The sequence below is a fragment of the Bradyrhizobium sp. AZCC 2289 genome, assembly GCF_036924615.1.
GTDB lineage: Bacteria > Pseudomonadota > Alphaproteobacteria > Rhizobiales > Xanthobacteraceae > Bradyrhizobium.
The window spans coordinates 9,421,458-9,447,575 of the sequence record NZ_JAZHRY010000001.1; the positions used below are offsets into that span (position 1 = coordinate 9,421,458).

Here is a 26,118-nt window from a genome sequence, read left to right on the forward strand (position 1 = left end):
GAACCGCAATGTTGCAGCGCGGTGGCTTGCGGCTGGAACGGGAGAATTCGCGTTGACCGATCATCACGGACGTTTCGTCTGGTACGAGCTTTTGACGACGGACATAGCCGCCGCGAGGGCTTTTTATGGCAGTGTCGTGGGCTGGGGCGAACAGGATGCTTCGACGCCCGAGTTCACCTACACGTTGTTCACCGCCGGACAGGCTCCAGTCGGGGCATTCATGGACCTGCCGCCAGAGGCGCGGAAAATGGGCGCGACGCCGCGGTGGGTGGGGTATGTCGCCGTCGACGATGTGGATAAAGCCGCCGGCCTGGTCGAGCGCCTCGGTGGCGCCGTGTACGTCCCGCCCACGAATACCAACATCGGTCGCATTTCGGTCGTGGCTGACCCGCAAACGGCAACGCTTGCGCTGGTCAAAGGGTTGAAGCCCGGTCGGCCGGAGCAGGCCGGGCTGGGCGAGCCGGGACATGTCGGCTGGCATGAGCTGCTTGCCGCTGATTGCAGGACGGCATTCGCCTTTTACCGCGAACTGTTTGATTGGCAGCAGGCCGCGGCCGAAACCGGTCTGATGGATTCGTATCGGCTGTTCGCGTCCGGCGGGCAAACGCTCGGCGGCATCTTCACCAAACTTCCGCGGGCACCCGTGCCGTTCTGGCTATATTATTTTAATATCGGCGACGTCGACGTGGCAGTCGAGCGCGTGAAGGCCGGTGGTGGCCGGATCGCCCAGGGCCCGGTCGAATTGCCGGAAGGCGGCTGGATCGTCCGATGCATCGACCCCCAGGGCGCCATGTTCGCGTTGCAGGGAACGCGTCGCCAGGACGCGATCGGGCAGGATGCGGCGCCCGAACTCACCTGGACCGCCGAATGGGGCGGGATTTCATCGAGAGGCAAGGTCGTCAGCAAGTCCAAGCGTTAGACCGCGAATGCAACCGATCCCAACCTGACCCGATCAACCCGCCTTGGCGGCCGCCGGCGTTTTGGGCAACGGCTTGTCCTGCCGTTTCGACCAGGAGATGTAATAGGCCACGATGGTCATGATCGCGATGCCGGTCACGCTGACGAAGATCTGCGCGAACAGCGAGCCCGAGCTCATCATCAGCTCAAAATGCCCGACAAAGGATAGGAACACGCCGACGCAGAACACCGCCAGCGATTGCTGACCGCAGACGACGAGCGGATCGAACACTTTCCATTCCAGCCCCTTCCAGTCCTTCGGCACGAAGCGGATCACCAAAATCACGATCACCACGAAATGCAGGAAGCGATAGGGCGCCAGATTGGTCTTGTCGTTGGGATTGAAGGTTGAATAGAGCCAGTGCGGAAACAGCGCGCCGAAATCCGGAAACTTGCCGGCCATGGTCATGACCAGGCCTAGGAGCAAATAGAAGATGCAGAAATACAGCGTGATTGGCGAATTGATGACACCCATGTTCTTCCGGGCGCCGCCGAGCGCGCACCACGAGCCGAACACGAACAGCACCTGCCAGCAGAACGGATTGAAGTACCAGGTTCCGCCGGGATAGGCAGACAGGTTCCAGCCGGCCTGCCGCGCCACCAGCCACAGCGCGATCGAGGCCAGCATCGTCCAGTTGGGCTGGCGCAACATCATCCACAGCACGGGCGGAAACAGCCCCATCAGCACGATGTAGAGCGGGAGCACGTCGAGATTGACCGGCTTGAATTTCAGGAACAATCCCTGCCGCAGCGTTTCGGTCGCATTATCGACCAGGCCCGCCACGTTGAACTCGTTGATGATCTCGGAATCGCCGAAACGCAGCGCCAGGTAGCTGATCGCGGCGATGTAGATCACGAACAGGATGATGTGGGCGACATAGAGCTGCCAGACGCGCTTGGTGAGCCGCGTGGCGCCGACGATGAAGCCGCGGTCCAGCATCATCCGGGCATAGACGAAGGAGGCGGTATATCCGGAAATGAAGACGAACAGGTCGGCGGCGTCGCTGAAGCCGTAGTTTCGGGTGGTGATCCAGTTCACGACATTGTCTGGAATATGATCCAGAAAAATCGCCCAGTTCGCGACCCCGCGAAACAGGTCGAGCCGGAGGTCGCGTCCTTTTTCGGGCAGGGTGGCGTTGATTTTCATGGGTGCCGTTTCGAAGTAATGCTTTCGACAAGATCGTGCCGCAGAACAGCGCCCCGGCCGCCAGGCGACCCAAGATTGTCACAGTGCAGCATAATGACTATACCGGTCCGGAACTGTATCATCCGGGGCGATGGAATCACCGATCAAATCCCTGAAAGGTTTCTCTATACTATCCCGGCCGTTTCCGCCAAACGCTACCATGTCGCATATCTCACGAGGTCCGACCATCCATGACCGCACGCATTTTTAAGCCCGCCAAAAACGCGATGCAATCGGGCAGGGCCAAAACCAGGGAATGGCAACTGGACTACGAACCCGAGCAACCCCGGGCAATCGAACCCTTGATGGGTTGGACCTCGTCCGGCGACATGAAACAGCAGCTCACGCTTCACTTCGACACCAGGGAAGACGCGGTGGCCTATTGCGAGCGCAAGGGCATCCCGTATCAGGTGATCGAACCCAAGGCGTCCACGCCCCGCCAAATCGCCTATGCCGACAATTTCGCATTCCGGCGCGGCGAACCTTGGACCCACTGAGGATTTGGACCCACTAAGGGTCGGCTCGGGCTATTTATGCTGCCGGATATCCCGGTATCGGCAGTGGCGCATCCTTCGATACGCCAAGCACCGGGGAACTTCTGATGTTTCGGACCTCCGGCATGGCCGCAAACTGCAGAAGCTGCTGGTGCATCCCCTCGACGCTTGTCGCGACGCATTTGAGCAGAAAGTCCGCTTCTCCCGAAATGCGCCAGCACTGCAGGACGAGGGGTAGCGCCCTGATCGAAGTTTCGAACGCCTGCAGCGTCGCCTGGGTCTGGCTCGTAAGTTGAATCGAGACGAATGACGCCACCTCGTAGCCGAGGTGCCGCTCGTCGAGGGTGGCGCGGATCGCCCTGATCACGCCTCGGCCGCGCAGCGACCGGACGCGCCGCAGCAGGGAGGCTCGGAGACGCCGACACGGTTCGCCAGTTCGTTATTTCGGATGCGCCCATCCTTCTGAAGCTCGGACAGTATTCTCAAGTCGATTTCGTCGAGCTCTTGCTGGTCTGTCATGGGTGCCTCGTCTGCGCTCCAAAAGTCGCCGCCGCTAGACGGACGCAATGCGCCGCGGATGCTTGCGGGCACTTCGGGAGGAAATCGCGGCCTGGGGCGAAACGCCGGACAGCACCAGCTTTTCGTGGGCGGCGACGATTGCTTCCTTGGTCAGTCGTCCTCCCGGCCGGTACCAGGCGCAGAGGCCGGTCAGAAGGGCCAGGATCGCAAACGTCGCCACCTGAACATCGACGACTTCGAAGACGCCTTCGGAAACTCCCTCCGCGAGAATTCCCGCCAGCCGTTGCTCATAGGCGGTGCGCAGCGCGACGATCGCATCGTAGTTCTTCGGCTCGAGGCAGCGCAGTTCGGAATTGGCGATGAAGACCTCGCGTTTCCGGCTCATGTGGTAGGTGACGTGGAATGCGACGAAGGCGCGGAGCTTTTCCACCGGCCCTTGCTTCCCTTCCAGCGCGAGATCGAGCTGACGAAGCAACTCGTTGATGTGGTCCTGCACCAGGCCGAACAGTAGCTCCTGCTTGGTACTGATATGATTGTACAGCGACCCAACCTGGATTCCGACCTCGGCGGCGAGGTGGCGCAGGCTCATCGCCCCGTAGCCATGTTCGAAGATCAGGCGCAGCCCGGCCTTCCGGATCGCTTCCAGCGTCTTTGGGCCGTATGAGCCGATCGTGCGTGCCATCTTGTCCTCAAGGGTGCTTGTCGATCGAGGCGCTCTACGGAACTCATCTAAACATACAAGCGATCGTATGATTATTGCACGAGATGCTAGGAATTTCAACGGCATAACGGCTGCATTCAGCGAATAGTGCCAAAAACGCAGCGTCCCCTTGCTAGTCGATTAAAAAAACGTATGATCGTTTTTAACCTGATGGCCGGTCGCGCAACCTCGCGAGATGGCCTATTACAACTGACTTGAAGGCAACATTTCAACGGCCAGCCAATGACCATGCCGCTTCACTCCACGATCGATCCCAAATCCTCCGAGTTCGCCCGCAACGCCGACGTGATGCGCGGCCTGGTCGCGGAGCTTCGCGAAAAGCTCAATCAGGTGGCCGGCGGCGGCGGCAAAGTTTCGCGCACGAGGCATGTTTCGCGCGGCAAAATGCTGGCGCGCCAGCGCGTCGATCTCCTGGTCGATCCCGGCACCGCGTTCCTTGAATTGTCGCCGCTGGCCGCCCATGGCCTCTATGGCGGCGACGTCCATTCCGCCAGCGTCATCACCGGTGTCGGCCGTATCTCGGGCCGCGAATGCGTCATCGTTGCCAACGATGCCACCATCAAGGGCGGCACCTACTATCCGATGACCGTGAAGAAACATCTGCGCGCGCAGGATATCGCCCGCCAGAACAATCTGCCCTGCGTCTACATGGTCGATTCCGGCGGCGCCTTCCTGCCGATGCAGGACGAGATCTTTCCCGACGAACGGCATTTCGGCCGCATCTTCTACAACCAGGCGCAAATGTCCGCCCAGGGCATTCCGCAGATTGCCATCGTGATGGGTTCGTGCACCGCCGGCGGCGCCTATGTGCCGGCGATGTCCGACGAGAGCATCATCGTGCGCAATCAGGGCACGATCTTTCTCGGCGGTCCGCCGCTGGTGAAGGCCGCGACCGGCGAGGTGGTCACCGCGGAAGAACTCGGCGGCGCCGACGTGCATTCGCGGCAATCCGGCGTCACCGATCACTACGCCCAGAACGACGCGCACGCGATCGGGATCGCGCGGCGCATCGTCGCGACGCTGAAACAGCCGACGCGCGCCGTGCTGAATATGCGCGAGCCGAAGGAGCCGCTGTTTCCCGCCGAAGAGATCTACGGCGTGGTCTCCGCCGACGGCCGAAAACCGTTCGATGTCCATGACATCATCGCGCGGCTGGTCGATGGCTCCGAATTCGACGAATTCAAGAAGCTGTACGGCCAGACGCTGATCTGCGGTTTCGCCCATATCTGGGGCTATCCGGTCGGCATCATCGCCAATAACGGCATCCTGTTCAGCGAGAGTTCGCTGAAGGGCGCGCATTTCATCGAGTTGTGCTGCCAGCGCAATATCCCGCTGGTGTTCCTGCAGAACATCACCGGCTTCATGGTCGGCAAGAAATACGAGGCCGGCGGTATCGCGCGCGACGGCGCCAAACTGGTGACGGCGGTGGCAACCGCCGGTGTGCCGAAATTCACGGTCGTGATCGGCGGTTCCTACGGCGCCGGCAATTACGGCATGTCCGGGCGGGCCTACAGCCCGCGTTTCCTCTGGATGTGGCCGAATGCCCGCATCTCCGTGATGGGCGGCGAGCAGGCATCGATGGTGCTGAGCCAGGTCCGCCGCGACAATATCGAGGCCAAGGGCGACACCTGGTCGGCGGAAGAGGAAGACAAATTCCGCAGCCCGATCCGCGCCCAATATGAGAGCCAGGGCAATCCCTATTACGCCACAGCAAGGCTCTGGGATGACGGCGTGATCGATCCCGCCGATACGCGGCTGGTGTTGGGCCTTGGGTTGTCGGCGGCATCGAATGCGCCGATCGAGCCGACGAAATTCGGCCTGTTCAGGATGTGACGATGGATCGCTCAAAATTATACCGGCGTTTCCGCACGCTCCTTATCGCCAACCGCGGCGAGATCGCCTGCCGCGTGATCCGCACCGCCAGGGCCATGGGCCTGCGCACGGTTGCGGTCTATTCCGAGGCCGACCGCGACGCCCTTCATGTCGCTGAGGCCGATGAGGCCGTGCTGCTTGGGCCGGCGCGGGCCCGCGACAGCTATCTCAACATTGCGCGCGTGATCGAAGCGGCGCACCAGAGCGGGGCCGAGGCGGTGCATCCCGGCTACGGATTCCTGTCGGAGAACGCCGAATTCGCACAAGCCTGCCTCGATGCCGGCCTGGTGTTCGTCGGTCCTACCGCCGCCATGATGACGGCGATGGGCTCGAAATCAGGCTCAAAATTCCTGATGGAGCAGGCCGGCGTGCCGCTGGTGCCCGGCTATCACGGCGAGGCCCAGGACGAGACGGTTCTGGCCAAGGCCGCCGACGAGATCGGCTTCCCGGTACTGGTGAAAGCGTCCGCCGGCGGCGGCGGCCGCGGCATGCGCGTCGTCACCTCGGCCGGCGAGCTTTCCGCCGCCATCGTCAGCGCCAAGCGCGAGGCCAAGGCGGCATTCGGCGACGACCGCATGCTGATCGAAAAATACGTCCAGAATCCGCGCCACATCGAGGTGCAGATCATCGGCGACAGCCACGGCAATCTGCTGTCGCTGTTCGAACGCGAATGCACGCTGCAGCGGCGGCACCAGAAGGTGATCGAGGAAGCGCCGTCGCCGACACTCAATGCCACGCAGCGCGATGCGGTCTGCGCCGCGGCGCGCAAGGCGGCGGGCGCGGTCAATTATGTCGGCGCCGGCACCATCGAATTCGTCTCCGACGGCAAGGATGTGTTCTTCATCGAGATGAACACGCGGTTGCAGGTCGAGCATCCCGTGACCGAACTGATCACCGGCGTCGATCTGGTCGAATGGCAATTGCGGGTGGCGTTCGGCGAAAAGCTGCCGCTCAAGCAGGACGAAATCAAACTGAACGGTCACGCCATCGAGGCGCGGGTCTATGCGGAAAATCCGCAGAAGAATTTCATGCCTTCGGTCGGCCGCATCAAGACCTGGCGGACGCCCGACGCCACCGACGGCCTGCGCGTCGATGCCGGCTATCGCGCCGGCGATGCGGTGTCGCCCCATTACGACGCCATGCTGGCCAAGGTGATCGCGTGGGCGCCAACACGGGCGGCCGCGATCGAGCGGCTCAATCGCGGGCTGGAGGAGACCGACGTCCGCGGCATCGTCACCAACATCCCGTTCCTGTCGGCGCTGGTGACACACCGCGACGTGCGGGCGAATACGATCGATACCGGCTTCATCGAGCGCGAGTTGAAAGGCCTGACGGCGTCGTCGAGCACGATGGGCGATCTCGAACTCTGCGCCGCGGTAGCGGCCATCACCGGCGAGGAGCAGAGGGCGGCGCGCAAGGAAGCGCACTCGCCGTGGCAGACTTCTGGCTGGATGCCGGTCGGCCGGCGGCAGCGCGTGTTCGCGTTCCGCCAGGGGCAGGGCGCCGAGCAGAAGGTCACCCTGCACTACGGCTGCGGGCCGTCGACGCTCTCGATCGGCGAGCGCGAATTCGGTTTTTCCGCGTCGTCGGTTGAGGACGGCGGTTTCGATCTGACGCTCGACGGGATGAAATCGCGTGTCGTAGCCGTGATCGAGGGCCATGAACTCTATCTGCGCACCCGCAACGGCCGTTTCGACCTGCACTGGGTCGACCCGTTTGGCGGCGAGACCGAGGAACAGGTCGGCGAAGACAAGATCGTGGCGCCGTTGCCGGGTACGGTGGTGGCATTGCTGGCCGAGGAGGGGGCGATACTCGAGAAGGGTGCGGCGATCCTGACGCTGGAGGTCATGAAGATGGAGCAGACCCTGCGCGCGCCGTTTGCCGGCGTGTTGAAGAAGATCAAATGCAAGGTCGGCGATATCGTCGGTGAGGGCGTCGAACTCGCCGAAATCGAGCCGGCGGCGGCCTGATGAGCGACACCGTCCGCATCGTTGAAGTCGGCCCGCGCGACGGCCTGCAGAACGAGAAGACTCCGATCAGCGTTGCCGATCGCATCGCCTTCATCGGGGCGCTGATCGGCGCCGGGCTGCATACTGTCGAAGTTGGCGCTTTCGTATCGCCGAAGGCGATCCCGCAGATGGTCAATTCCGACCAGGTGCTGCGCGGCGTCAGCCATATCGCGGGCGCCGAATTCCACGTGCTGGTGCCGAACGAAAAGGGCTATGACGCCTCGCAAGCGGCCGGAGCCAAGGTGATTGCGGTGTTCGCTTCCGCCTCGGAAGGGTTTTCGCGCGCCAACATCAATTGCTCGGTCAAGGAATCGATCGAGCGTTTCAAGCCGGTGCTGGCCCGCGCCAAGGCCGATGGCATCAAGGTGCGCGGCTATATCTCCTGCGTGCTCGGCTGTCCCTTTGACGGCGAGGTCAGGCCGCAGGGGGTCGTCGACGTCGCCAAAACCTTGTGGGACCTCGGTTGCTACGAAGTCTCACTCGGCGACACCATCGGCGTCGGCACCCCGCTCAAGGCGCGGCAGCTGATGCGGGCGGTTGCCGGCAGCGTGCCGATGGCTAACCTCGCGATGCATTTCCACGACACCTACGGCCAGGCGCTGGCCAATCTCTATGCCGGCATGGAGGAGGGCGCGCGGGTGATCGACTCCGCCGCCGGCGGCCTCGGCGGCTGCCCCTATGCGCCCGGTGCGACCGGCAATGTTGCGACCGAGGATGTGGTCTACATGCTGGAGGGCATGGGGATTGCGACGGGCGTCGATATGGCGAAGCTGGTGGCTGCGACCAATGAGGTCAGCAAGCTGATCGGGCGTCCGCCGGTGAGCCGGGTGGCCGCGGCGTTGAATGCGAAGAGGCGAGCGCAAAACTAACCACCGTCATTGCGAGCGAAGCGAAGCAATCCATTTCGCCGCGCAAAAAAGAATGGATTGCTTCGTCGCGGAGCCTGTCATCGGGCGCGCATTCGCGCGACCCGTTGGCTCCTCGCAATGACGAGTTCGCTACCTTCCCCCATCCGGCCCCATCACCAGATCGGGCAGGGACGTCGAAATCCCCGGGAAGAAGCACAGCAACAGCACCGCCAGCATCATCAGGAGCACGAACGGCAGCGTGCCCCAGATCACTTCGCTTAAGGGAATATCCGGCGCGACATTGCGGATGACGAAGATGTTCAGGCCGACCGGCGGGTGGATCAGGCCCATCTCCATCACGATGGTCATGACCACGCCGAACCAGATGATGTCGAAATTGGCGGCGCGCAACGGGGGCAGGATGATCGGCGCGGTCATCAGGATAATCGAGACCGGCGGCAGGAAGAAGCCGAGCACGACGACCATGACCAGGATCGCGAACAGCAATTCCCAGCGCGGCAGATGCATCGCGACGATCGATTCGGCGACCGATTGAGAGATGTGCAGATAGCTCATCACATAGGAATAGAGCAGCGACATGCCGATGATCATCATCAGCATGGTGGATTCGCGGATGGTGGATTTGAGGATCGGCGCCAGGTCGGAAGGCCGCCACACACTGTAGATCAGCCCGATCAGCACCAGCGCCAGCAAGCCGCCGAGCCCTGCGGTTTCTGACGGCGTCGCGTAGCCGCCATAGAGTGCGATCATGACGCCGGTCAAAAGCAGCACGAACGGCAGCACGCGCGGCAGCACGTTGAACCGCTCGGCCATGGTAAAATCGTCGCGCTTGAGAATGGCCGAGTCCGTGCCGGTCGCGGTGTAGAGCGCGTGCGCGGTGGCGTACTCCTTGCGGAAACGCATCACCGCATAGATGCCGAACAACGTTACCAGCAACAACCCGGGCCCGATGCCGGCGAGGAACAGCCGGCCGAGCGATTTTTCCGCGGCCACCGCGAACAGGATCATGGTGATGGACGGCGGCAGCAGAATGCCGAGCGTGCCGCCGGCAGCGATGATGCCGGCGGCGAAACCGCCGGAATAGCCGCGCTTGCGCATCTCGGGGATGCCGGCCGAGCCGATCGCCGAGCAGGTCGCGGGCGAGGAGCCCGCCATCGCCGCGAACAGCGCGCAGGCGAACACGTTGGCGACCCCAAGCCCGCCGGGCACGCGATGCAGCCAGGCATGCAGCGCCGAATAAAGGTCCTGGCCGGCGCGGGATTTGCCGATCGCGGCACCCTTGAGGATGAACAGCGGGATCGACAGCAGCGTGATTGAGGCCATTTCCTCGTAGACGTTCTGCGTCACGGTATCGAGCGACGCGTGTGGCATATAGATGCCCATGAACACGACGGCGACCGCGCCGAGTGCGAACGCGATCGGCATGCCCGAAAACATCGCAAGCAGGGTCGCAAGACCGTAGCTGATCCCAATTCCGAGCACGGTCATCGGCGCGCCGCACCGCTGAGCGGGATCACGATCTGCAGCAGGATCTGCACGCACAACAGCGTCATGCCCGCCGCCATCAGCCCATAGGGGATCGCCAGCGGCGGCGACCACATCGAATTCGACACCTGACCGTCGACCCAGGCCTCATGCGCCAGCGTCCAGGATTTCCAGGCAAAGAACGCGCAGAACAGCAAGCTTGCGACATCGACCAGCCAGAGCCGGATGCGGTTCGCCATCGGCGACAGCAATCCGACGAACGCCTCGATGCCGATATGGCCGCGCTGCTGCTGCACATAGGCCGACGTCATGAAGGTGGCGCCGACGAGCAGGAACACCGCCGCCTCGTCCTGCCAGTAATTGGCGCTGTGGAACAAGGCGCGGCCGAGCACGCTGTAGCTCAGGATGACGCAGGCCGCGATCAGCGCGAGTGCTGCGAAGACGACGATGACATTGTTGCAGAAGGAAAGCGCACGTTCGAGCGCTGCCACAGGCGAAGAACCCGTGGCAGTGCTGGAAACCTCGGCTTGATCCGCAATCGGACCGTGCATCATGCGGAGACGTCGCTGGCAAGCTTCAAGAGATTGGCTGCGGTCGTCGTCTTGGCACTATAGTCCTTCCACGCGGTATCGCGCGCAATGTCGCGCCACTTGCCGACGGTTGCCACATCAAGCGCGCTGACCTTGGCCCCGGCCTTTTCATAGACCTTGGCGACCTCGAGATCGTCGTCCTGCGCGCCCTTGCGGCCGAACGCTTCCAGTTCGCCGCCGACCGCGAGGATGATGTCCTGCTGGTTCTTCGGTAGGCCATCGAAGATAGCCTTCGACATCATCAGCGGCTCCAGCATGAACCAGTAGGAGGCGCCGGCGCCCGAAGTCAGCGACTTCGCGACCTCCTCCAGCCGGAACGAGATCAGGCTGGTGGAGGAGGTGATGCCGGCGTCGCAAGCGCCGGTCTGCATCGCCGCATAGATCTCGTTCGACGGCACCGACAGCACGGCGGCGCCGGCGGTCTGCAGCACCATGTCCATTTCGCGCGAACCGCCGCGAACCTTGAGCCCCTTGGCGTCTTCCGGCGCCACGAGCGGACGGGAGCGGCTGGCGACGCCGCCGGCCTGCCAGACCCAGCTGAGCAGGATGATGCCCTTGTCGGCCAGGAAATCGGTCAGCGCCTTGCCGACCGGCTCTTTCTTCCAGCGCATGCCCTGATCGTAGGTCGCAACCAGGCCCGGCATCAGGCCGATATTGGTCTCCGGCAATTCGCCGCCGGCATAGGGCATCGGATAGAGGCTGATATCCAGCGCGCCTTTGCGCATCGCCGAGAACTGCGCGTTGGTCTTGATCAGCGAGGAGTTCGGATAGACTTCGGCGGCGATATCGCCATTGCTGCGCTTGGCCACTTCGGCGGCGAACATCCGGCACAGGCGGTCGCGGAAATCGCCCTTGTCGACGGTGCCGCCGGGAAACTGGTGCGAGATTTTCAGCGTGGTTGCGGCGTGCGCAGTCCCGGTTCCGAAGCGCAGGATGGCGGGCGCGGCAAGCGCGGTGACGATGACGTGGCGGCGTGTGAGCATGTGTTTTCCCCTGATGCTGTTCTTGTTGGGCGCGTTCTGTGCCGGCGTTGCGCGCATGTTAGCCGGTATCGGGCCGGAGTTTCTCTAGTCTGATAGTTCGAGGTCGAGCGCGGCGGCAAGTCCCGAAATTGCTGCGGTGCACCCTCGATCGACTTCCTGGGCGGGTGTTTGGACGGGAGGATTTCTCACGCCGACTCCGCCAACAATACGTCCAATCCCTGTTAGCGCGGGATCGTTCTCGCAGCCATCGCGAATGCCTGGTTCAACTATCCGTTACAACGCCGGAACGTTGGGGCCGGCGCGTAACAAAAGATATCCCGGGATCGTCGTGGGGAGAGCGGCAAGAAGTCGCTTTCAAACATCGACCCCAACAAGGATCACCAACCCATGACGATCAGCACCCGTTTCGGCCTCGGCTTCTCCGCTGCCGTTCTCTCGCTCAGCCTCGCGCTTGCGCCCGCCGCCTTCGCCCAGGACAAGATGGGCAAGGATGACGGCATGAAGAAGGACTCGATGTCCAAGGATGCCATGAAGAATGACGATGGCATGAAAAAGGACGCGATGAAGAAAGACGACGGGATGATGAAGGACGGCATGAAGAAAGACGACGGGATGGCGAAGGACGGCATGAAGAAGAACTGATCGCGCTTCGCCGTCTCACAGGCTCGCCTTGCCCCCAGGGCGGGCCTGTGTCGTCTGCGGCGGTACCGCCCGAACGTATCAGTTACTTCTTCTTGCCTTTGCCGCCGCCCTTGCGGGCCGCATAGCGGGCGTCGCGCTTGGCCTTCTGCTCGGCCTCGAGCGCGGCCAGGCGAGCGGCTTCTTCTTCCTTTTCACGGGCGAGCTGGGCGGCGGCAAGTGCTGCGGCCTCGACCTCACGCGCCTTCTGCTCGGCCTTGGCGGCCTCGCGGGCTTCCCTGACCTTGGCGCGCGCGGCGGCCTGTGCCTCACGCTCGGCCTGACGCTGCTTGACCTCGGGATCGTCAGGTCCCGGCTTGGCGCGGAATTTATTCAAAATGTCCTGCCGCGCCTGCTGCGCCGCCTTTTGGCGGTCGGCAAAACTTGGTTCCTTGAATCCACTCATAAAAGAGGCCTTGTCGCTTTCAGTATCGGTTGTGGGACGCGGGATGAGATTGGCTTGGCGCTCGGCTTAAGTGAACCCGGGGCAAAATACCAGCGTCCAACGGGCACAGACAGGGAGATTTCCGTGAACAGCAAGTGGCCGAAACTGATGCTGATGAGTGGGGCGACCTCGGCCTGGCTGATTTACGACATGACGACCGCGACCGAAGCCCCGCGGCAGGCGGTTGCGGTATTGCAATATGGGCTGCTGACCTGCGCCGTATTCGGGCTGGTCGGCTCGCTGGTGATGTTCGCGTCGCAGAAATGAGGCTAGCCGCCGCCAGCGGCGGGTTGGTCCCGCAAATCGCGTTTCCTTGGGTCTCGGCGCGCGCTAGCCGAGCTTGAAATTGTCGCGGCGCCCGGACGGACCCAGGATTTTGGCGACCGTTATCGTCGTCATCGCGACCCGGTCGGATGTCCGCTGGGCTTCCAGCCTGTCGCGGGCCTTCTCCTGGATCAAGAGGTCGATCAGCTCAAGCCGCTTGCTGTCGTCGACCGCTTCCGCCAGCAATTTCCGGTAACGATGATAGTCGTAGCCCGCTTCCTGCTTACTCATGGCACGCCCCGCACACGCGCTTTCCCCGAGTGAACAGTGTTTCTCAACGTCCGCGCGAGCGCAACGGATTTGCGACACTTATACCCGTCTCGTATGTTTAATCCTGCCAGTGTTGCAGAATTGATCCGCCGAACTCTGGCGTGACGCTGATGGGTGGCACAAGCTCGCGGCCAATAAAGGTAGCGAGCGTTTTGGAACCAACGCGATCATGACCGATCCCGAAGAAAGCCCGAACCGGCGCGGCGCGATCGCCGGATTGTTGATCGCGGTCGCGATGCTGGCGGTCGGCCTGTGGCTGGCGCACGACCTGACGGCGGCCAGCAAGATGCAGGATTGCCTGATGTCGGGCCGTACCAACTGCAACGTCATTCAGCCCGCGCAGTGAAAACGACCCGCTATTTCGGGTTGTGCTGCCCTGCGGCAAATCGCGCTGCCAAAAGGCCGAAAACCTGTGATTTCGCTCACACAGGGGAGGCTGGCGCAATCCTATTCTCCCGCCGTGAACAGGACAGCGCCCGTGAACAGGACAGCCGCCATGTTGCGCAATCTGTGGACCCGCAAGAATATCGCTCTCGTCGCTGCCATCGTGTCGCTTGGCTGCGTCGCGGCGGTGCTTGCGATTGGCCTGGCCTCTCCGGAACCGGTTTCCGGTGCGGCGCTTGGCCCGAATTGGGAATGCAGCCGGATCGCGTTCGTCTGGACGACCTGCACCAGGGTGCAGCACACGGCGTCCGCGTCAGTCCGCAAGGTTAAGGAGCCGTGCGCGCGACCGCGGAGTTAACCTTCAGGGCACCGCGCCAGGACCACACGACTTCGCCGTCCGCTTCGGCCACGCTCGTCAGTCGCAGCTTACGCGTCCACCGCATCCCACCGCGCGTTCGTGACGACCGCATCCGCCCCCTCATCGGGTGAGACGGGGCGAGCTGGTAGCGCTGATTTACACGACGGGTTAAGCGGAATGTTTTTTCGCGCAGGACTGGACAGGGCAAATCACGTTGAACTTCCTGGGAAGTTTCGCTGACCTGACATGCGGTTTGGGGCCCCTGAGGGATCGCCGCCAGGTTTTTCGGAATTCGGGGGCCTTGCCATCGATCGGCCCACACTGGGAGCGATTGAGCCAACCCGGGGGCGAAGAGTAGCAGGCTACAACCAGTGGCGGAAGAGCGCGTTTATCCATACGACTAATACTAAGGTGGCTCTTATTTTAGCAGTACTGGACATGGTTCCCTGCTTTGGGGGCCTCAATGTCAGAAATAGCATCAGTTCTTCCGCGACCGTCTGTTCTGCGGACTATCGCATCCTGGCCACAGTCGTGGTTTTGGCTGTTGTGCGCGGATTTGTATCCGGCTCTTTCTGCTGCGGCGCTTCCGTGGTCGACGACTGCAGTCGCTGCCTTCATGTCAATCTGGTTCATCGTCTTGTTGCCGACGATCAACTACCGGTCGTTTTTCAGCTCTCTGAAAAGTCCTGCCAGTTTTCTTCCAATCGCTTTTTTTGGACTAGCCATCCTCGGAATGTCCTGGGCGGACGATTCGTGGACGGTAGGACTTGATGGACTAAGGCCTGTCGCCAAGCTCCTGGCGATGCCGTTCCTGTTCTATCATTTCCAGCGCTCTCAGCGTGGGCATTGGGCGTTGGTCGCCTTTCTCGCCTCCTGCTCGATATTGCTGGCGGTGTCATTCATCGCATTCTTCGCACCTGATCTGAAGATCGAAGCAACCAAATTCCCCGGCGTGCCGGTTCGAAATTACATCGATCAGAGCCAGGAATTTGCGATCTGCATCTTCGCGCTATTGGTGATCGTGCTCACGCTCATCGAAAAGCGGCAGATGGCCTTGGCCATTTTTTGCGGTGGCATGGCGCTCGGGTTTTATCTCAATATGACCTTTGTCGCCTTGGCGCGAACGGCAGTGCTTTACGCGCCTGTTCTGGAAATCTTGTTCGCAGCCAAATATTTTACACGGAACAAGGCAATTCTGGTTTGCCTGATCGGCTTCATGGCGACAGCGGTCGTTGGATTCGCATCTCCCTATCTTAACACTCGCGTCAATTTTGTTGTCCGGGACTACAAGCTCAATCGTGACACTCCCGAGGTGGCCACCTCAGACGGCGAACGTCTTGCGTACTGGCGCGCGTCGGTCAGATCGATCATGGAGGCCCCCTTGCTTGGCCACGGCACGGGCTCGACGAAAGAAATTTTTCAACGGCAGGCCGAGGGAAAAACGGGAGAGTGGGGCAACTTGATCCGCAATCCCCATAACCAGACGCTTTACGTTGCGATCCAGTGGGGATTGTTCGGCACAATGATTCTCCTCGCGATGTGGTATTTTCACTTCTCATTATTTCCAGGAACTACCCTGATCAGCTGGATTGGACTTATCGTCGTTGTGCAGAATGTAATCAGCAGCCTCGTCAATTCTCACCTGTTCGACTTTCACGAGGGATGGCTTTACGTCCTGGGTGTAGGTATCGCCGGTGGATTGCAGCTTAGGAGCAGCCATCCAGGTGCCGTCGCGGGGTTGGTAGGAATTGAGTGTGGCGTAGTCTCCGGGGTGATCAACCTCGAATCATCCGGCGTTGAAGCGTCGGACTGGAGACCACGCCATGACGAGCACTACCACGAAGCCTGATTCTTTGCAGCCTGCGGCCGATATGGCCGGCGATCTTTTCGACAATTGGTTTGATCCGCTTGAGGCCGAAGTGCGGGCTCGATCGCGTGAGTTCATCGAAGAACTGCTCCGCGGCGAGCTCGAGGCGGCACTTTCGCGGCCACGTTACGGGCGCATCCCGATGTCCGGCAACGAAGGAAGAGCGAGCGTTGCGGGCCACCGCCACGGCAGCCGGACGCGATCGCTGACCGGCACGTTCGGACCGATCGAGATCGCGGTGCCGCGCGCCCGTCTGACCACTGCCGATGGCAAGACGACCGAATGGAAGAGCCAGACGCTGCGGGCCTATCAGCGGCGCACACTGGCCGCCGACGCGCTGATCGCGAGCACGTATCTCGCTGGCACCAACACGCGGCGGGTGCGTCGCGCGCTCGCGGCCTTGTTCGGCGGGACGGTCGGCAAGGACACGGTGAGCCGGACCTGGCGCAAGGTGAAGAGCGACTGGGACGCCTGGCACACCCGCTCGCTGACTGGAGAGCCGATCGTGCGCCTGATCCTCGACGGCACCGTGGTGCGCGTGCGGCTCGACCGCAAGGCGACCTCCATCTCGCTGCTGGTCGTTCTCGGCGTGCGCGAGGACGGCCAGAAGGTGCTGCTCGCGATCAAGAGCATGGGCGGCGAGAGCGCCGAGGCCTGGCGCACTGTCCTTGCTGACCTCATCAATCGCGGGCTGCGGCGTCCGGAATTCCTCATCGTCGATGGCGCGCCGGGGCTCGACAAGGCCATCGCCTCCGTCTGGGACGGCGTGCCGGTCCAGCGCTGCACGGTCCACAAGCACAGGAACCTGTTCGCACATGCCCCAGAGCGGCTGCATGACGAGATCACCGCTGATTACAACGACATGATCTACGCGACGACGCCTGAGGAGATCGAAGCGCGCCGCAAAGCCTTCATCCGCAAATGGAGGCTCAAGCATCGCGCCGTCGCCGACAGCCTGGAGGAGGCAGGAGAACGCTTGTTCACCTTCACGCGCCTGCCGCCGAGCCAATGGCGCAGCGTGCGCACCACCAATGCAATCGAGCGGCTGCACGAAGAGTTCAAGCGAAGAATCAAGACGCAAACCGTGCTGCCGTCAGCAGACACCGCAGCCATGTTGTTCTGGGCGCTGCTCGCCTCTGGACAGATCAACATGCGCAAGGTCGATGGATGGCAGACGCTCGCCGTAAAGCCTGGCAATCAGCCGATTGACCTCGCAGCCTGAAACGATACCCTCATGTTCCCGGAGAATGCGCCACGCCCAATTCCAACCACTTCTCCGACGGCACCGCCATCCATCACCTAAAACTCAGTCATTAGTGGTTTGATCTGGCAGCAAGGTTGTTCGAAAAGTCGGACGCATAGCGATGACGGCTTCCGCTGCCGTCGCCCTGTTCAATGGACTGCGCCGTGCCCGGGGGGCGGGTTCGCCCCAATTTAGATTAGGGGTACCGCGAATGGACCGAGCAAAACCCCACCGCTAGCCTTGCGTCGATGTCTTCTTTGGAGCGCAATCATTAAGCGCCGGCTTATCCTGGCCCCCGTAGGCAAGCGCTTGGATTGGGCGGCCCCAGGCCACGCGGCTCCTGGGGCCGCTTCAATTTGAAACGAGCTGGAAACGCACAACGGAGTTGCGGTGACAGTACTGTCACCGTAATTCCCTCGCACGGCGTAAGCGTTGGCGACCGCGCGGGTCTCAGCTACCTAATCTTAGCCAAGCACTCCTTCAGGCGCTCAAGCTCCAAACGAATTTGCGACTCCATGGCGTCTTGTAATGCGAGCGTGCCCCTGCTGGACAATTCTGCGGAGGCTTTTCTGTCCAGATTCTGCTTCCAATCCCGGATTGCCTGCTTGGTGGCGCTTTGGGCCTCCGACGTAGCCTTAAGGTACGCCTTTATGCAGGCGTCGGCCATTGAGCACGTCTGGCACTCTTCAGCGGCGGCAGCACTTGAAACAAGCAAGGTAAGTGTCGCGGCAAAGACCTTCATTGCATTTCCCCGGTATTGGCCCGGCGGATGTTCTGCTTGGTTGGGCTTGTTTGCAACGGCGGGCATGCGCCATTGGATCTCGCCGCGAGCGGGCAGGCAAATGGCTCTACACGTTGGGTCCGGAACAGACCCGAGCCCCCGCCAATTGCGGGTATCGACAGCGGGCCGCCATGACGTAATCAAATTATCAGTCCCTTAAGATCTGCGGGAGATGATTTGCCTCTTTCGGGGCCTTTCATGATCGACGATAAGGTCAGAATCAAATGCACGAAGTGTTCCCAGGTATTTAGGGAGCGGGCTCAGAGTCTGTCCGGGATCATGCTGTTTTTTGACAGAGCTTTCTGAGCATGAGGCGGATTGAGGCAAGGCGCAAGAACGCCAAGGCCTTTCGGTTGAGGCACTCCCAATCCTTGGCCAAGCGGCGACAGCGATTGAGCCAGGCGATGGTGCGCTCGACGATCCATCGCTTGGGCAAGACCGCAAAGCCCTTTGCTGTATCGGAACGCTTGACGATTTCCACGTCGATTTGCCGGAGGATTTTGCGAACGGCGGACTGAAAGATCGGCCCCTGATAGCCGCCGTCGGCATAGAGCTTCAGCAGGAATGGATGCAGGCCAAACAGTGTGGCCATCACCAGCACCCCGCCGTCACGATCCTGGATGTCCGCCGAATGTACAAGGGCGTGGAGCAATAAGCCCTGGGTATCGACTAGGATGTGGCGCTTCTTGCCCTTGATCTTCTTTCCCGCATCGTAGCCATGCGGGTCAATCCACGCCCCCCTTTTTCCGCGCTCTTGACGCTTTGACTGTCGATGATGGCGGCGCTCGGGCTGGGTTCTCGGTTGGCCAACTCCCGACATTGTACATAGAGCGCGTGATGGATGCGATCGAGCGTGCCGTCCCAAGTCCACAAGTCAAAATAACCGTGCACCGTGCTGCGCGGCGGCAGATCCTTCGGGATCGCTCGCCATTGGCAACCGCTGCTCAGCACATACATCAGACCATTGACCACCTCACGCACATCCACCGTGCGCTTGTTTCCGCCTCGCTTGGCTGACGCAATCAGCGGCTTCACCAACGCCCATTCCTCATCGGTCAAATCGCTGGGATAGCGTAGCCGGCTGCGGTCGTAACGACCGCGGTTCTCTTTCGTCCACATCGGCGCTCCTTCAGATTCGGACCGCCTCCCTTGAATCACAAATGATTCCGATGATTCAACATGTTTTCGGACAGACACTCAGAAGGTCAGACCTAATTTCCAGATTAACTGCGCGCACTGCAACAGGCTCATTACGTTCGAATTTGGGTGCCGTCGCGGGGTTGGTAGGAATTGAGTGTGGCGTAGTCTCCGGGGTGATCAACCTCGAATCATCCGGCGTTGAAGCGTCGGACTGGAGACCACGCCATGACGAGCACTACCACGAAGCCTGATTCTTTGCAGCCTGCGGCCGATATGGCCGGCGATCTTTTCGACAATTGGTTTGATCCGCTTGAGGCCGAAGTGCGGGCTCGATCGCGTGAGTTCATCGAAGAACTGCTCCGCGGCGAGCTCGAGGCGGCACTTTCGCGGCCACGTTACGGGCGCATCCCGATGTCCGGCAACGAAGGAAGAGCGAGCGTTGCGGGCCACCGCCACGGCAGCCGGACGCGATCGCTGACCGGCACGTTCGGACCGATCGAGATCGCGGTGCCGCGCGCCCGTCTGACCACTGCCGATGGCAAGACGACCGAATGGAAGAGCCAGACGCTGCGGGCCTATCAGCGGCGCACACTGGCCGCCGACGCGCTGATCGCGAGCACGTATCTCGCTGGCACCAACACGCGGCGGGTGCGTCGCGCGCTCGCGGCCTTGTTCGGCGGGACGGTCGGCAAGGACACGGTGAGCCGGACCTGGCGCAAGGTGAAGAGCGACTGGGACGCCTGGCACACCCGCTCGCTGACTGGAGAGCCGATCGTGCGCCTGATCCTCGACGGCACCGTGGTGCGCGTGCGGCTCGACCGCAAGGCGACCTCCATCTCGCTGCTGGTCGTTCTCGGCGTGCGCGAGGACGGCCAGAAGGTGCTGCTCGCGATCAAGAGCATGGGCGGCGAGAGCGCCGAGGCCTGGCGCACTGTCCTTGCTGACCTCATCAATCGCGGGCTGCGGCGTCCGGAATTCCTCATCGTCGATGGCGCGCCGGGGCTCGACAAGGCCATCGCCTCCGTCTGGGACGGCGTGCCGGTCCAGCGCTGCACGGTCCACAAGCACAGGAACCTGTTCGCACATGCCCCAGAGCGGCTGCATGACGAGATCACCGCTGATTACAACGACATGATCTACGCGACGACGCCTGAGGAGATCGAAGCGCGCCGCAAAGCCTTCATCCGCAAATGGAGGCTCAAGCATCGCGCCGTCGCCGACAGCCTGGAGGAGGCAGGAGAACGCTTGTTCACCTTCACGCGCCTGCCGCCGAGCCAATGGCGCAGCGTGCGCACCACCAATGCAATCGAGCGGCTGCACGAAGAGTTCAAGCGAAGAATCAAGACGCAAACCGTGCTGCCGTCAGCAGACACCGCAGCCATGTTGTTCTGGGCGCTGCTCGCCTCTGGACAGATCAACATGCGCAAGGTCGATGGATGGCAGACGCTCGCCGTAAAGCCTGGCAATCAGCCGATTGACCTCGCAGCCTGAAACGATACCCTCATGTTCCCGGAGAATGCGCCACGCCCAATTCCAACCACTTCTCCGACGGCACCCGAATTTGGTTCGGAAGATCCAAACATCAGGCGGGCACTCTGTAGCGCACAGGAAATCAGGATTGTGGTTGAGGCGGAACAAAAAACCCGGGCTGCCGCTCGTCACCGAGCCTAAACAACGGTCATTCGTCTCTCTTCAGCTTTCGGAATTACGGTGACAGTGCATTTAAGGTCCCTCGCGAACGGTTCACCGCAATGGTTCTATTGAGTGCACGGTCACCGTAATTCGCTCACCTGCGCTTAGGGAACTTCGAGCCTCTGCCGGGTGTTGCTATCGACCAAAAGAAGGAGAGCGGTATGAGAACCTTTTTGATCGCGGCTCTTTTCGCCATCGTTGCCGGCATCGGCCCCGCTAACGCCGCAGACGGATGCGGGCCCGGTTGCCATAGCACGCCCGGTGGCGCATGCGTCGTCGACGGCTGGGGTACCGGCGCCCGCATATGGAACGAGTGCCCCGCCGGGGCCCAGCCTCGCCCCCCGTGTGGTGGTTATGGGTACGTCTGGCGCCGGAGTAAGCGAGCATGTTTCCCGGCGGAGTAAGGCGCTGCGACATGAGGCAATTGATCCTCGGCAAGCAATGCCAATGTTATGAGCCGGAATAGGTGATGGGCCTACGATTTGCCGGCGAGACGGATTGTTGTTGTCGTTTGATGCGGCGGGCCAACCGTTGCCCAAACGACAACGGCGATCGGTAGCGCCGCAACAATCGCAGCCCTAACTGGCTTCTCGCTCCCCATCGAGGTCAGCGTTAGTGCTTGAGTTCGAACTGCCGCATCTCAATCATGCGTGACAGGCAATATTCGCGGTACAGTATGTTGATGATATCCCACATGACCTGACCCTCTTGTTTAAGCCAGACTCCAGAGCCTAGGGCCGGTCTGTTTCAGGAAATCTTCGCGAGAATGGAAACGGGCTTCGTCGGAGGGCTCGGCCTGTTTCGTCCTACCTGTCCCAAGAAACAGGCTCACGGGATCGCGAGCGGTTCCGTATGCAATCGCTAATTGTTGCGGGACGTACGTTAACGGAACGCGCCCCTCAATTAGGGGGGCGTTATTGGAACTTTGACGATTGGGGCGCGCTGGGCTGGGCACATAAAGGGAACAGGCCCGGCGAGATTGTTGGTTCATGGAACGGCTGTTGGTTCGAGAGGTTGGTTGGCGGGGTTCATCCAAGGAGGAGAACTAAATGAGACTCCCAATCATCACACTTTCTGCCGTGGCCATTCTGGTGTCCGGGCCGGTTGCATTGGCACAAGGCGTATCGAGCAAGACGCCAGGCCACGAGATGCAGGACAAGGGCTCCAAGAAAGGTAGCCTCGGAGCTTCCGGTTACGCACCAGGGCAGGAGATGCAGGCGAAGGGCGCCAAGAAGGGAAGCCCTGGTGCGTCCGGCTATGCACCTGGTCAAACAACCGGATCCACGGCAGGTGCAAAATCCAAGTAACCTTCTGCGTGCGGAGGAAAACCGCCGGGCTGAGGCGGCGGGTTCTCATTTTACAAGTCTGTAGAGTTTGACGCGCTTGCGCCGTGGCGCGACAGATGGATCAGGCTCGTCGTGGTTCAGCGCCCGCAGCACTGCAATCCGCGCAGTATGACGATGCCGGCACGATTAGCCGCGTCGATCAGAATTTTCATTGCGAATTGCCGGTCATCTTGCGCCGACGTATTCGCCGGCAGCGTTACGCTACAATGTAGTCGGCACCATCCTTGAGCATGACGAACTGGCCGCCGTCGGGCAGGGGATCGGGTCGTCAAAATCACGGCCCCAGCCTGTATGCTTTGACATCTCCCTGGCCCCAAGGACATCAAACCGGACCCGGAGGAACCGCATAACGGGTTGCCGCCTTATCCCGCGATTGGGTCTAAACACAAATTCATGGAGATGATCGATGCGCCAACTAATGCTCGCCGCCATCGCGTTATTGATCGGAGCGTCATCGTCATTGGCTCAGGGCCATATGGGCACCCCGCAGGAACAACAGGCGTGCACACGAGACGCACAGCGATTTTGCCGGAAGCAGTTGGGCGACGACAACGCGGTTCAGCAATGTTTGCAGCAAAATCGCACGAAGCTGAGCAAGGGTTGCCAGAAGGTGTTCCAGAGCCACGGAATGTAACCGGAGAGTGGCGGCGTCCGGCGGCAACGGGCGATCAGGCATCTGCGATTATCCGATACCCCATGCCGCCGATAGGCACTCTGGCATTCCGGTTGAAGTTCGGGCGGCCATCGGCGTCCCGCTTGCCCCAGGCGCTGCTTACGGTGACAGTGCAATTAATGTCGTTCGCGAACGGTGCACCGCAATGTTTCTATTGAGTGCACTGTCACCGAAATTCCTGACACCGTAATTCCAGCGGTTCAAGGCTCGCATGACGGCAAGCTCAATCAACTGATCAGGTTGCAACTGATCAGGTTGGCCTTTGTATCGCACGGAGCGGGTCATTTTGCGCCTTGTAGGCGAGGGCAAGCTTGACGCTGTAGATTCCGAGAGAAATTGAGGCGGCAACGCATATCGCCACGAATATCCAGTCTCGCTTTTTCAGGTCCTTAAGAATTGCTCAGTCCTTCGCGGAAAAACAAAGCCGCCAGGCGGAGTATGATCGCCTGACGGCTTTGCCGGTGTGGGCCCGAACGCATCTTGGGGAAATTGTTCGGTAACGAAATCAATACTCAGGCAGAGCGGCTTCGCAACAATCGTCGCTCGTTAAGCTAACCGCTCAACCTTAATCGCCGACGGCACATCAGGGACGAGCGTTCCAATCTTTGCTGAACGGCAGCCCATGCCCAATCCGCTCATGCCAATTGGGGACGGGCTTCTTGCGCGTCCGAACCGTGCCTCGCGGCGTCAGGACCGCAATCGGCATGCGACTGAGTTGGACGGGGCGACGCCGTTGGAGCATGCCGCATCAAAGCGCGGGCCGCTCGACATCGGCAAACCGCATTACGCGTGCTTCCAACCCTTGTGAACCAGTGCTTTCACAATTTGGATGAGGGGTATCGATCCGCCCACCATGGATGTGTATTTGAGTACGGGTTCAGCATAGGCTTTAACGTTGTTTTTGATGGGTTCCGCCTGAGGTACGGTTGCGATCGCGATGCCCGTTGCAGGTATGAGGATCATCAGGCACACGATCATGATGCGCCGGATGAGAATTTTCGCAGATAGTTGCGTCATGGCTTGAGCCCTCCGTAAACCGGCAGTTTGCAGCGGGGGAAGGAAGTCCCCTGTGACTTGGCTCACAGAGGTGGGACGATTCGGCCAGATGAATTTGCCGATTTCACTCGACGCCATCCGCCGGCCGGAAGCATCGCTGAAATACCGGTCATGCCGGAAGGGTCAAACGCGCCACCGGAATTGCGGTGACGGTGCACTTAACGTCGCTCGCGATCGGCCGCAACGTTTCTATTGAGTGCACTGTCACCGTCATTGAAGTAGCACCGGCTCGATACAAAGCAGCCTGCTCGCGAAAAATCCCGGCCTGGGGTTTATTCCAGCCAGGCGTTGGAAACGTCGATCACTCCGGCATGGAGCTTTGGAAGGCCCTTCAGCCTGCTCGTTGAAATAGCGTAGTAGGTGTTCTGGAAAGCCCAGAACCAGATCGCCTCCTTGTTGACCAGCCGGCTGATCGCACAATAGTCCTCGGTACTCGTTTCCAACTCGGCCGTGGACCGGGCGTGTTCGAGCAATCGGTCAAGTTCGGGATCGGAATAATTCGCGAGCGCGACCGGGCTGCCGGTGTGGAAATTCGCATACATTTGCGGACTTGGATCGGGGAAATCGATGATGCGCCACGGCGTCAACTGGAACTGGCGCATGAAAGCGCGCGGCGGGATGGTGGCCTGGTCGACCTGCTCAATCTCGACATTGGCTCCAACCTGCTTCCAGAACTGCTGCAGCACCTGCCCATTGGTGCGGCCGCGCGGAGTTGCGGTGACTATCATTTTGAAGTCGACCGGCTTGCCATAGTCCTTGATCAACGCCTTCGCCTTCTCGACGTCGTAAGGCAATGCACCGTCATCCTTGCACTTGACCCAGGAGCCGTCGCCGTAGGGATTGGTCGCCGGTCGGCTAAGACCATTGGTCGCCGCCTGCGACCACTTCTTGCGGTCGAGCGCCATGACGAGTGCCTGTCGCACGCGCGCGTCGTCGAACGGCGCGACCTTGGTGTTGAAGGCCCACACCTGCGCACCGGACCCGGTATAGGTGTGCACGGTCAGCTTGGGATCTTTCTGCGCCTTCAGGATATTGTCGGCATCGTACTCGTCATCCCAGATGATATCGGCCTCGCCCGACTGCAGGCTGGCAAAGCGCGACTGCGCATCGGGTAGCGGTTTCAGGGCGATGCGGTCAAAATAGGGATGGCCCTTGTTCCAGTAGTCCGGGTTCTTTTCGAGCACGATGCGGTCGCCCGCAGTCCACGATTTCAGGATGTAGGGACCGGTGCCGACGGGATTGCGGTTGTAGTCGTCGCCCTTGGTCTTAAAGGCAGTCGGCGAATGGGTGACGTTGGTGGGGCCTGGAAAGCTGAAATTGGCTGGCAGGTTCACCGCCGGATTATTCAGATTAAAGACGACCGTCAGTTCATCGGGCGCCAGCACGTCGTGGATGCCGGAAATGTAGAACGCGCAGCGGCACTTGTTGGCGGGATCCCTCCAGCGGTCGTAATTTTCCTTCACCGCTTGCGCATTGAACCGCGTGCCGTCATGGAATTTCACGCCCGGCCGGAGCCTGAAAGTCCAGGTCTTGAAATCCTCTGAATGGGTCCACGACAGCGCAAGCTTCGGTTGCGGCTCGCCCTTATCGTCGAGGTAGGTTAGCGTATCGTAGATCAGCGCCGCCGCGGATTGCGCGGATGTATCATACACGCCGACCTTCAAGGGATCGAAGCCGGGAATATCCAATTCCTGGCCCACCGTAATGCTGCCGCCCTGCTTCTGTGCTGCAGCCGTTCCCACCGCTATCAGCAAGCTCGCTCCGGCAGCAACCAGGGTCTGCGTAATTGAGCTCAAAAATGTTCGCTTTTTCACGGATGGGCCTCCCGGAGCAAGGGTGCCTGAGCGCGCTGCCTCGGCTCCTCTTGCGGCAGGCGCGTGCCTGAGTGGCAAAAGGACTCCGAAAAAGGAGGGGTCCGAAAAAATAGTGAGGATCGAAAGCGCGGTCGCCTGAGAGGCGGCTCCGTCTCTTGTCCCCGCGAGGCTTCGGGAGCCGCGAGGGAAAGAAAAAAGCTACCTCAATCCAGGGACGAAGTCACGAAAAACGAGCGCCTGGACGAAGTCCCCGATGTCTAAGAAACCCTTATATATTTGGCATTTCTGTTTGATTGGTTGGCGATTAGTGCCAGAAGCCACGACACGCAAAAGTGCTGATTTTATGCGGGTTTCCCGTGTCG

At 61.0% G+C, this 26,118-nt stretch carries 25 protein-coding genes and 2 pseudogenes; 15 read left to right on the top strand and 12 right to left on the bottom strand.

Annotated features, from left to right (window positions below; all coding sequences use genetic code 11):
- Positions 1-52 precede the first annotated feature (52 nt).
- Positions 53-919, top strand: coding sequence for a VOC family protein (locus V1289_RS44225; protein WP_334405849.1), 867 nt, complete (start codon positions 53-55; stop codon positions 917-919).
- Between the two features lie 33 nt (positions 920-952).
- On the opposite strand, the gene V1289_RS44230 is transcribed toward V1289_RS44225, so the two are convergent.
- A complete protein-coding gene (locus tag V1289_RS44230; RefSeq protein ID WP_334405850.1) occupies positions 953-2,104 on the bottom strand; it encodes an OpgC domain-containing protein in 1,152 nt (383 codons plus the stop codon).
- A gap of 230 nt (positions 2,105-2,334) precedes the next feature.
- Here V1289_RS44230 and V1289_RS44235 point away from each other — a divergent pair, with 230 nt between their 5' ends.
- Complete coding sequence (locus V1289_RS44235; RefSeq protein ID WP_334405851.1) at positions 2,335-2,640, top strand: ETC complex I subunit; 306 nt, start codon at positions 2,335-2,337, stop codon at positions 2,638-2,640.
- Positions 2,641-2,674: 34 nt separating this feature from the next.
- On the opposite strand, the pseudogene V1289_RS44240 reads toward V1289_RS44235, so the two are convergent.
- Positions 2,675-3,156: pseudogene (locus V1289_RS44240) on the bottom strand (Lrp/AsnC family transcriptional regulator).
- Positions 3,157-3,190: 34 nt separating this feature from the next.
- The gene (locus V1289_RS44245) at positions 3,191-3,838 is read right to left on the bottom strand and encodes a TetR/AcrR family transcriptional regulator (RefSeq protein WP_334405852.1); all 648 of its coding nucleotides are present in this window, start codon (positions 3,836-3,838) and stop codon (positions 3,191-3,193) included.
- 267 nt (positions 3,839-4,105) lie between these two features.
- On the opposite strand from V1289_RS44245, the gene V1289_RS44250 reads away from it, so the two are divergent.
- The 3 genes from V1289_RS44250 to V1289_RS44260 are packed head-to-tail and all read left to right on the top strand — an operon-like array spanning position 4,106 to position 8,627.
- Entirely contained in the window at positions 4,106-5,710 is a 1,605-nt protein-coding gene (locus tag V1289_RS44250) for a carboxyl transferase domain-containing protein (RefSeq protein WP_334407918.1), read from the top strand.
- A gap of 2 nt (positions 5,711-5,712) precedes the next feature.
- Positions 5,713-7,719, top strand: a complete 2,007-nt coding sequence (locus tag V1289_RS44255) for an acetyl/propionyl/methylcrotonyl-CoA carboxylase subunit alpha (protein WP_334405853.1) — start codon at positions 5,713-5,715, stop codon at positions 7,717-7,719.
- Complete coding sequence (locus V1289_RS44260) at positions 7,719-8,627, top strand: hydroxymethylglutaryl-CoA lyase (protein ID WP_334405854.1); 909 nt, start codon at positions 7,719-7,721, stop codon at positions 8,625-8,627. Before V1289_RS44255 ends, V1289_RS44260 begins: the two co-directional genes overlap by 1 nt.
- Before the next feature lie 129 nt (positions 8,628-8,756).
- On the opposite strand, the gene V1289_RS44265 is transcribed toward V1289_RS44260, so the two are convergent.
- From V1289_RS44265 to V1289_RS44275, 3 genes are read right to left on the bottom strand one after another with little or no spacing between them, the layout of a single operon-like run.
- Positions 8,757-10,115, bottom strand: a complete 1,359-nt coding sequence (locus V1289_RS44265) for a TRAP transporter large permease (protein ID WP_334405855.1) — start codon at positions 10,113-10,115, stop codon at positions 8,757-8,759.
- Positions 10,112-10,666: a TRAP transporter small permease gene (locus tag V1289_RS44270; RefSeq protein WP_334405856.1), complete on the bottom strand. Its 555-nt coding sequence runs from the start codon at positions 10,664-10,666 to the stop codon at positions 10,112-10,114. Before V1289_RS44270 ends, V1289_RS44265 begins: the two co-directional genes overlap by 4 nt.
- Positions 10,663-11,685, bottom strand: coding sequence for a TRAP transporter substrate-binding protein (locus V1289_RS44275; protein ID WP_334405857.1), 1,023 nt, complete (start codon positions 11,683-11,685; stop codon positions 10,663-10,665). Before V1289_RS44275 ends, V1289_RS44270 begins: the two co-directional genes overlap by 4 nt.
- A 387-nt stretch (positions 11,686-12,072) precedes the next feature.
- Here V1289_RS44275 and V1289_RS44280 point away from each other — a divergent pair, with 387 nt between their 5' ends.
- Positions 12,073-12,327 (top strand): pentapeptide MXKDX repeat protein, encoded by a 255-nt coding sequence (locus V1289_RS44280; RefSeq protein ID WP_334405858.1) that lies wholly within the window; start codon positions 12,073-12,075, stop codon positions 12,325-12,327.
- 82 nt (positions 12,328-12,409) lie between these two features.
- On the opposite strand, the gene V1289_RS44285 is transcribed toward V1289_RS44280, so the two are convergent.
- On the bottom strand, positions 12,410-12,769 hold the full coding sequence (locus V1289_RS44285) for a DUF6481 family protein (protein WP_334405859.1): 360 nt from the start codon (positions 12,767-12,769) through the stop codon (positions 12,410-12,412).
- Positions 12,770-12,892: 123 nt separating this feature from the next.
- On the opposite strand from V1289_RS44285, the gene V1289_RS44290 reads away from it, so the two are divergent.
- On the top strand, positions 12,893-13,075 hold the full coding sequence (locus V1289_RS44290; RefSeq protein ID WP_334405860.1) for a hypothetical protein: 183 nt from the start codon (positions 12,893-12,895) through the stop codon (positions 13,073-13,075).
- Positions 13,076-13,138: 63 nt separating this feature from the next.
- Here the strand turns inward: V1289_RS44290 and V1289_RS44295 are convergent, their stop codons facing one another.
- Complete coding sequence (locus V1289_RS44295; protein ID WP_334405861.1) at positions 13,139-13,363, bottom strand: hypothetical protein; 225 nt, start codon at positions 13,361-13,363, stop codon at positions 13,139-13,141.
- 208 nt (positions 13,364-13,571) lie between these two features.
- Here V1289_RS44295 and V1289_RS44300 point away from each other — a divergent pair, with 208 nt between their 5' ends.
- The 4 genes from V1289_RS44300 to V1289_RS44315 all read left to right on the top strand — a co-directional run bounded on the left by V1289_RS44300 (position 13,572) and on the right by V1289_RS44315 (position 17,233).
- A complete protein-coding gene (locus tag V1289_RS44300) occupies positions 13,572-13,748 on the top strand; it encodes a hypothetical protein (RefSeq protein ID WP_171985903.1) in 177 nt (58 codons plus the stop codon).
- Between the two features lie 132 nt (positions 13,749-13,880).
- Positions 13,881-14,144 (top strand): hypothetical protein, encoded by a 264-nt coding sequence (locus tag V1289_RS44305; protein ID WP_334405862.1) that lies wholly within the window; start codon positions 13,881-13,883, stop codon positions 14,142-14,144.
- 616 nt (positions 14,145-14,760) lie between these two features.
- Positions 14,761-15,993 (top strand): O-antigen ligase family protein, encoded by a 1,233-nt coding sequence (locus V1289_RS44310; RefSeq protein ID WP_334405863.1) that lies wholly within the window; start codon positions 14,761-14,763, stop codon positions 15,991-15,993.
- 22 nt (positions 15,994-16,015) lie between these two features.
- Positions 16,016-17,233 carry an IS256 family transposase gene (locus V1289_RS44315; protein ID WP_334407198.1) on the top strand — a complete coding sequence of 406 codons (1,218 nt, stop codon included), beginning with the start codon at positions 16,016-16,018 and terminating at the stop codon, positions 17,231-17,233.
- Between the two features lie 475 nt (positions 17,234-17,708).
- On the opposite strand, the gene V1289_RS44320 is transcribed toward V1289_RS44315, so the two are convergent.
- Complete coding sequence (locus V1289_RS44320; protein ID WP_334405864.1) at positions 17,709-18,062, bottom strand: hypothetical protein; 354 nt, start codon at positions 18,060-18,062, stop codon at positions 17,709-17,711.
- A 250-nt stretch (positions 18,063-18,312) separates the two neighbouring features.
- Positions 18,313-19,154, bottom strand: a pseudogene (locus V1289_RS44325) (IS5 family transposase).
- Positions 19,155-19,448: 294 nt separating this feature from the next.
- On the opposite strand from V1289_RS44325, the gene V1289_RS44330 reads away from it, so the two are divergent.
- The 4 genes from V1289_RS44330 to V1289_RS44340 all read left to right on the top strand — a co-directional run bounded on the left by V1289_RS44330 (position 19,449) and on the right by V1289_RS44340 (position 22,847).
- Positions 19,449-20,666, top strand: coding sequence for an IS256 family transposase (locus V1289_RS44330; RefSeq protein ID WP_334407198.1), 1,218 nt, complete (start codon positions 19,449-19,451; stop codon positions 20,664-20,666).
- Positions 20,667-21,028: 362 nt separating this feature from the next.
- Positions 21,029-21,271: a GCG_CRPN prefix-to-repeats domain-containing protein gene (locus V1289_RS50080; protein WP_375144036.1), complete on the top strand. Its 243-nt coding sequence runs from the start codon at positions 21,029-21,031 to the stop codon at positions 21,269-21,271.
- 645 nt (positions 21,272-21,916) lie between these two features.
- Complete coding sequence (locus V1289_RS44335) at positions 21,917-22,174, top strand: hypothetical protein (protein WP_334405865.1); 258 nt, start codon at positions 21,917-21,919, stop codon at positions 22,172-22,174.
- 445 nt (positions 22,175-22,619) lie between these two features.
- Positions 22,620-22,847 (top strand): hypothetical protein, encoded by a 228-nt coding sequence (locus tag V1289_RS44340; RefSeq protein WP_309184699.1) that lies wholly within the window; start codon positions 22,620-22,622, stop codon positions 22,845-22,847.
- Positions 22,848-23,669: 822 nt separating this feature from the next.
- Here the strand turns inward: V1289_RS44340 and V1289_RS44345 are convergent.
- Both V1289_RS44345 and V1289_RS44350 read right to left on the bottom strand, forming a co-directional pair.
- Positions 23,670-23,903, bottom strand: a complete 234-nt coding sequence (locus V1289_RS44345) for a hypothetical protein (protein WP_334405866.1) — start codon at positions 23,901-23,903, stop codon at positions 23,670-23,672.
- Between the two features lie 311 nt (positions 23,904-24,214).
- Positions 24,215-25,756, bottom strand: coding sequence for an ABC transporter substrate-binding protein (locus V1289_RS44350; protein ID WP_334405867.1), 1,542 nt, complete (start codon positions 25,754-25,756; stop codon positions 24,215-24,217).
- Positions 25,757-26,118: the final 362 nt, after the last annotated feature.

Bases quoted from the DNA above. Each gene is read 5' to 3' on its own strand.
- V1289_RS44230 (WP_334405850.1), bottom strand. From the start codon at position 2,104: ATGAAAATCAACGCCACCCTGCCCGAAAAAGGACGCGACCTCCGGCTC.
- V1289_RS44235 (WP_334405851.1), top strand. From the start codon at position 2,335: ATGACCGCACGCATTTTTAAGCCCGCCAAAAACGCGATGCAATCGGGC.
- V1289_RS44245 (WP_334405852.1), bottom strand. From the start codon at position 3,838: ATGGCACGCACGATCGGCTCATACGGCCCAAAGACGCTGGAAGCGATC.
- V1289_RS44250 (WP_334407918.1), top strand. From the start codon at position 4,106: ATGCCGCTTCACTCCACGATCGATCCCAAATCCTCCGAGTTCGCCCGC.
- V1289_RS44255 (WP_334405853.1), top strand. From the start codon at position 5,713: ATGGATCGCTCAAAATTATACCGGCGTTTCCGCACGCTCCTTATCGCC.
- V1289_RS44260 (WP_334405854.1), top strand. From the start codon at position 7,719: ATGAGCGACACCGTCCGCATCGTTGAAGTCGGCCCGCGCGACGGCCTG.
- V1289_RS44265 (WP_334405855.1), bottom strand. From the start codon at position 10,115: ATGACCGTGCTCGGAATTGGGATCAGCTACGGTCTTGCGACCCTGCTT.
- V1289_RS44270 (WP_334405856.1), bottom strand. From the start codon at position 10,666: ATGATGCACGGTCCGATTGCGGATCAAGCCGAGGTTTCCAGCACTGCC.
- V1289_RS44275 (WP_334405857.1), bottom strand. From the start codon at position 11,685: ATGCTCACACGCCGCCACGTCATCGTCACCGCGCTTGCCGCGCCCGCC.
- V1289_RS44280 (WP_334405858.1), top strand. From the start codon at position 12,073: ATGACGATCAGCACCCGTTTCGGCCTCGGCTTCTCCGCTGCCGTTCTC.
- V1289_RS44285 (WP_334405859.1), bottom strand. From the start codon at position 12,769: ATGAGTGGATTCAAGGAACCAAGTTTTGCCGACCGCCAAAAGGCGGCG.
- V1289_RS44295 (WP_334405861.1), bottom strand. From the start codon at position 13,363: ATGAGTAAGCAGGAAGCGGGCTACGACTATCATCGTTACCGGAAATTG.
- V1289_RS44300 (WP_171985903.1), top strand. From the start codon at position 13,572: ATGACCGATCCCGAAGAAAGCCCGAACCGGCGCGGCGCGATCGCCGGA.
- V1289_RS44310 (WP_334405863.1), top strand. From the start codon at position 14,761: ATGTCAATCTGGTTCATCGTCTTGTTGCCGACGATCAACTACCGGTCG.
- V1289_RS44315 (WP_334407198.1), top strand. From the start codon at position 16,016: ATGGCCGGCGATCTTTTCGACAATTGGTTTGATCCGCTTGAGGCCGAA.
- V1289_RS44320 (WP_334405864.1), bottom strand. From the start codon at position 18,062: ATGCCCGCCGTTGCAAACAAGCCCAACCAAGCAGAACATCCGCCGGGC.
- V1289_RS44330 (WP_334407198.1), top strand. From the start codon at position 19,449: ATGGCCGGCGATCTTTTCGACAATTGGTTTGATCCGCTTGAGGCCGAA.
- V1289_RS50080 (WP_375144036.1), top strand. From the start codon at position 21,029: ATGAGAACCTTTTTGATCGCGGCTCTTTTCGCCATCGTTGCCGGCATC.
- V1289_RS44335 (WP_334405865.1), top strand. From the start codon at position 21,917: ATGAGACTCCCAATCATCACACTTTCTGCCGTGGCCATTCTGGTGTCC.
- V1289_RS44340 (WP_309184699.1), top strand. From the start codon at position 22,620: ATGCGCCAACTAATGCTCGCCGCCATCGCGTTATTGATCGGAGCGTCA.
- V1289_RS44345 (WP_334405866.1), bottom strand. From the start codon at position 23,903: ATGACGCAACTATCTGCGAAAATTCTCATCCGGCGCATCATGATCGTG.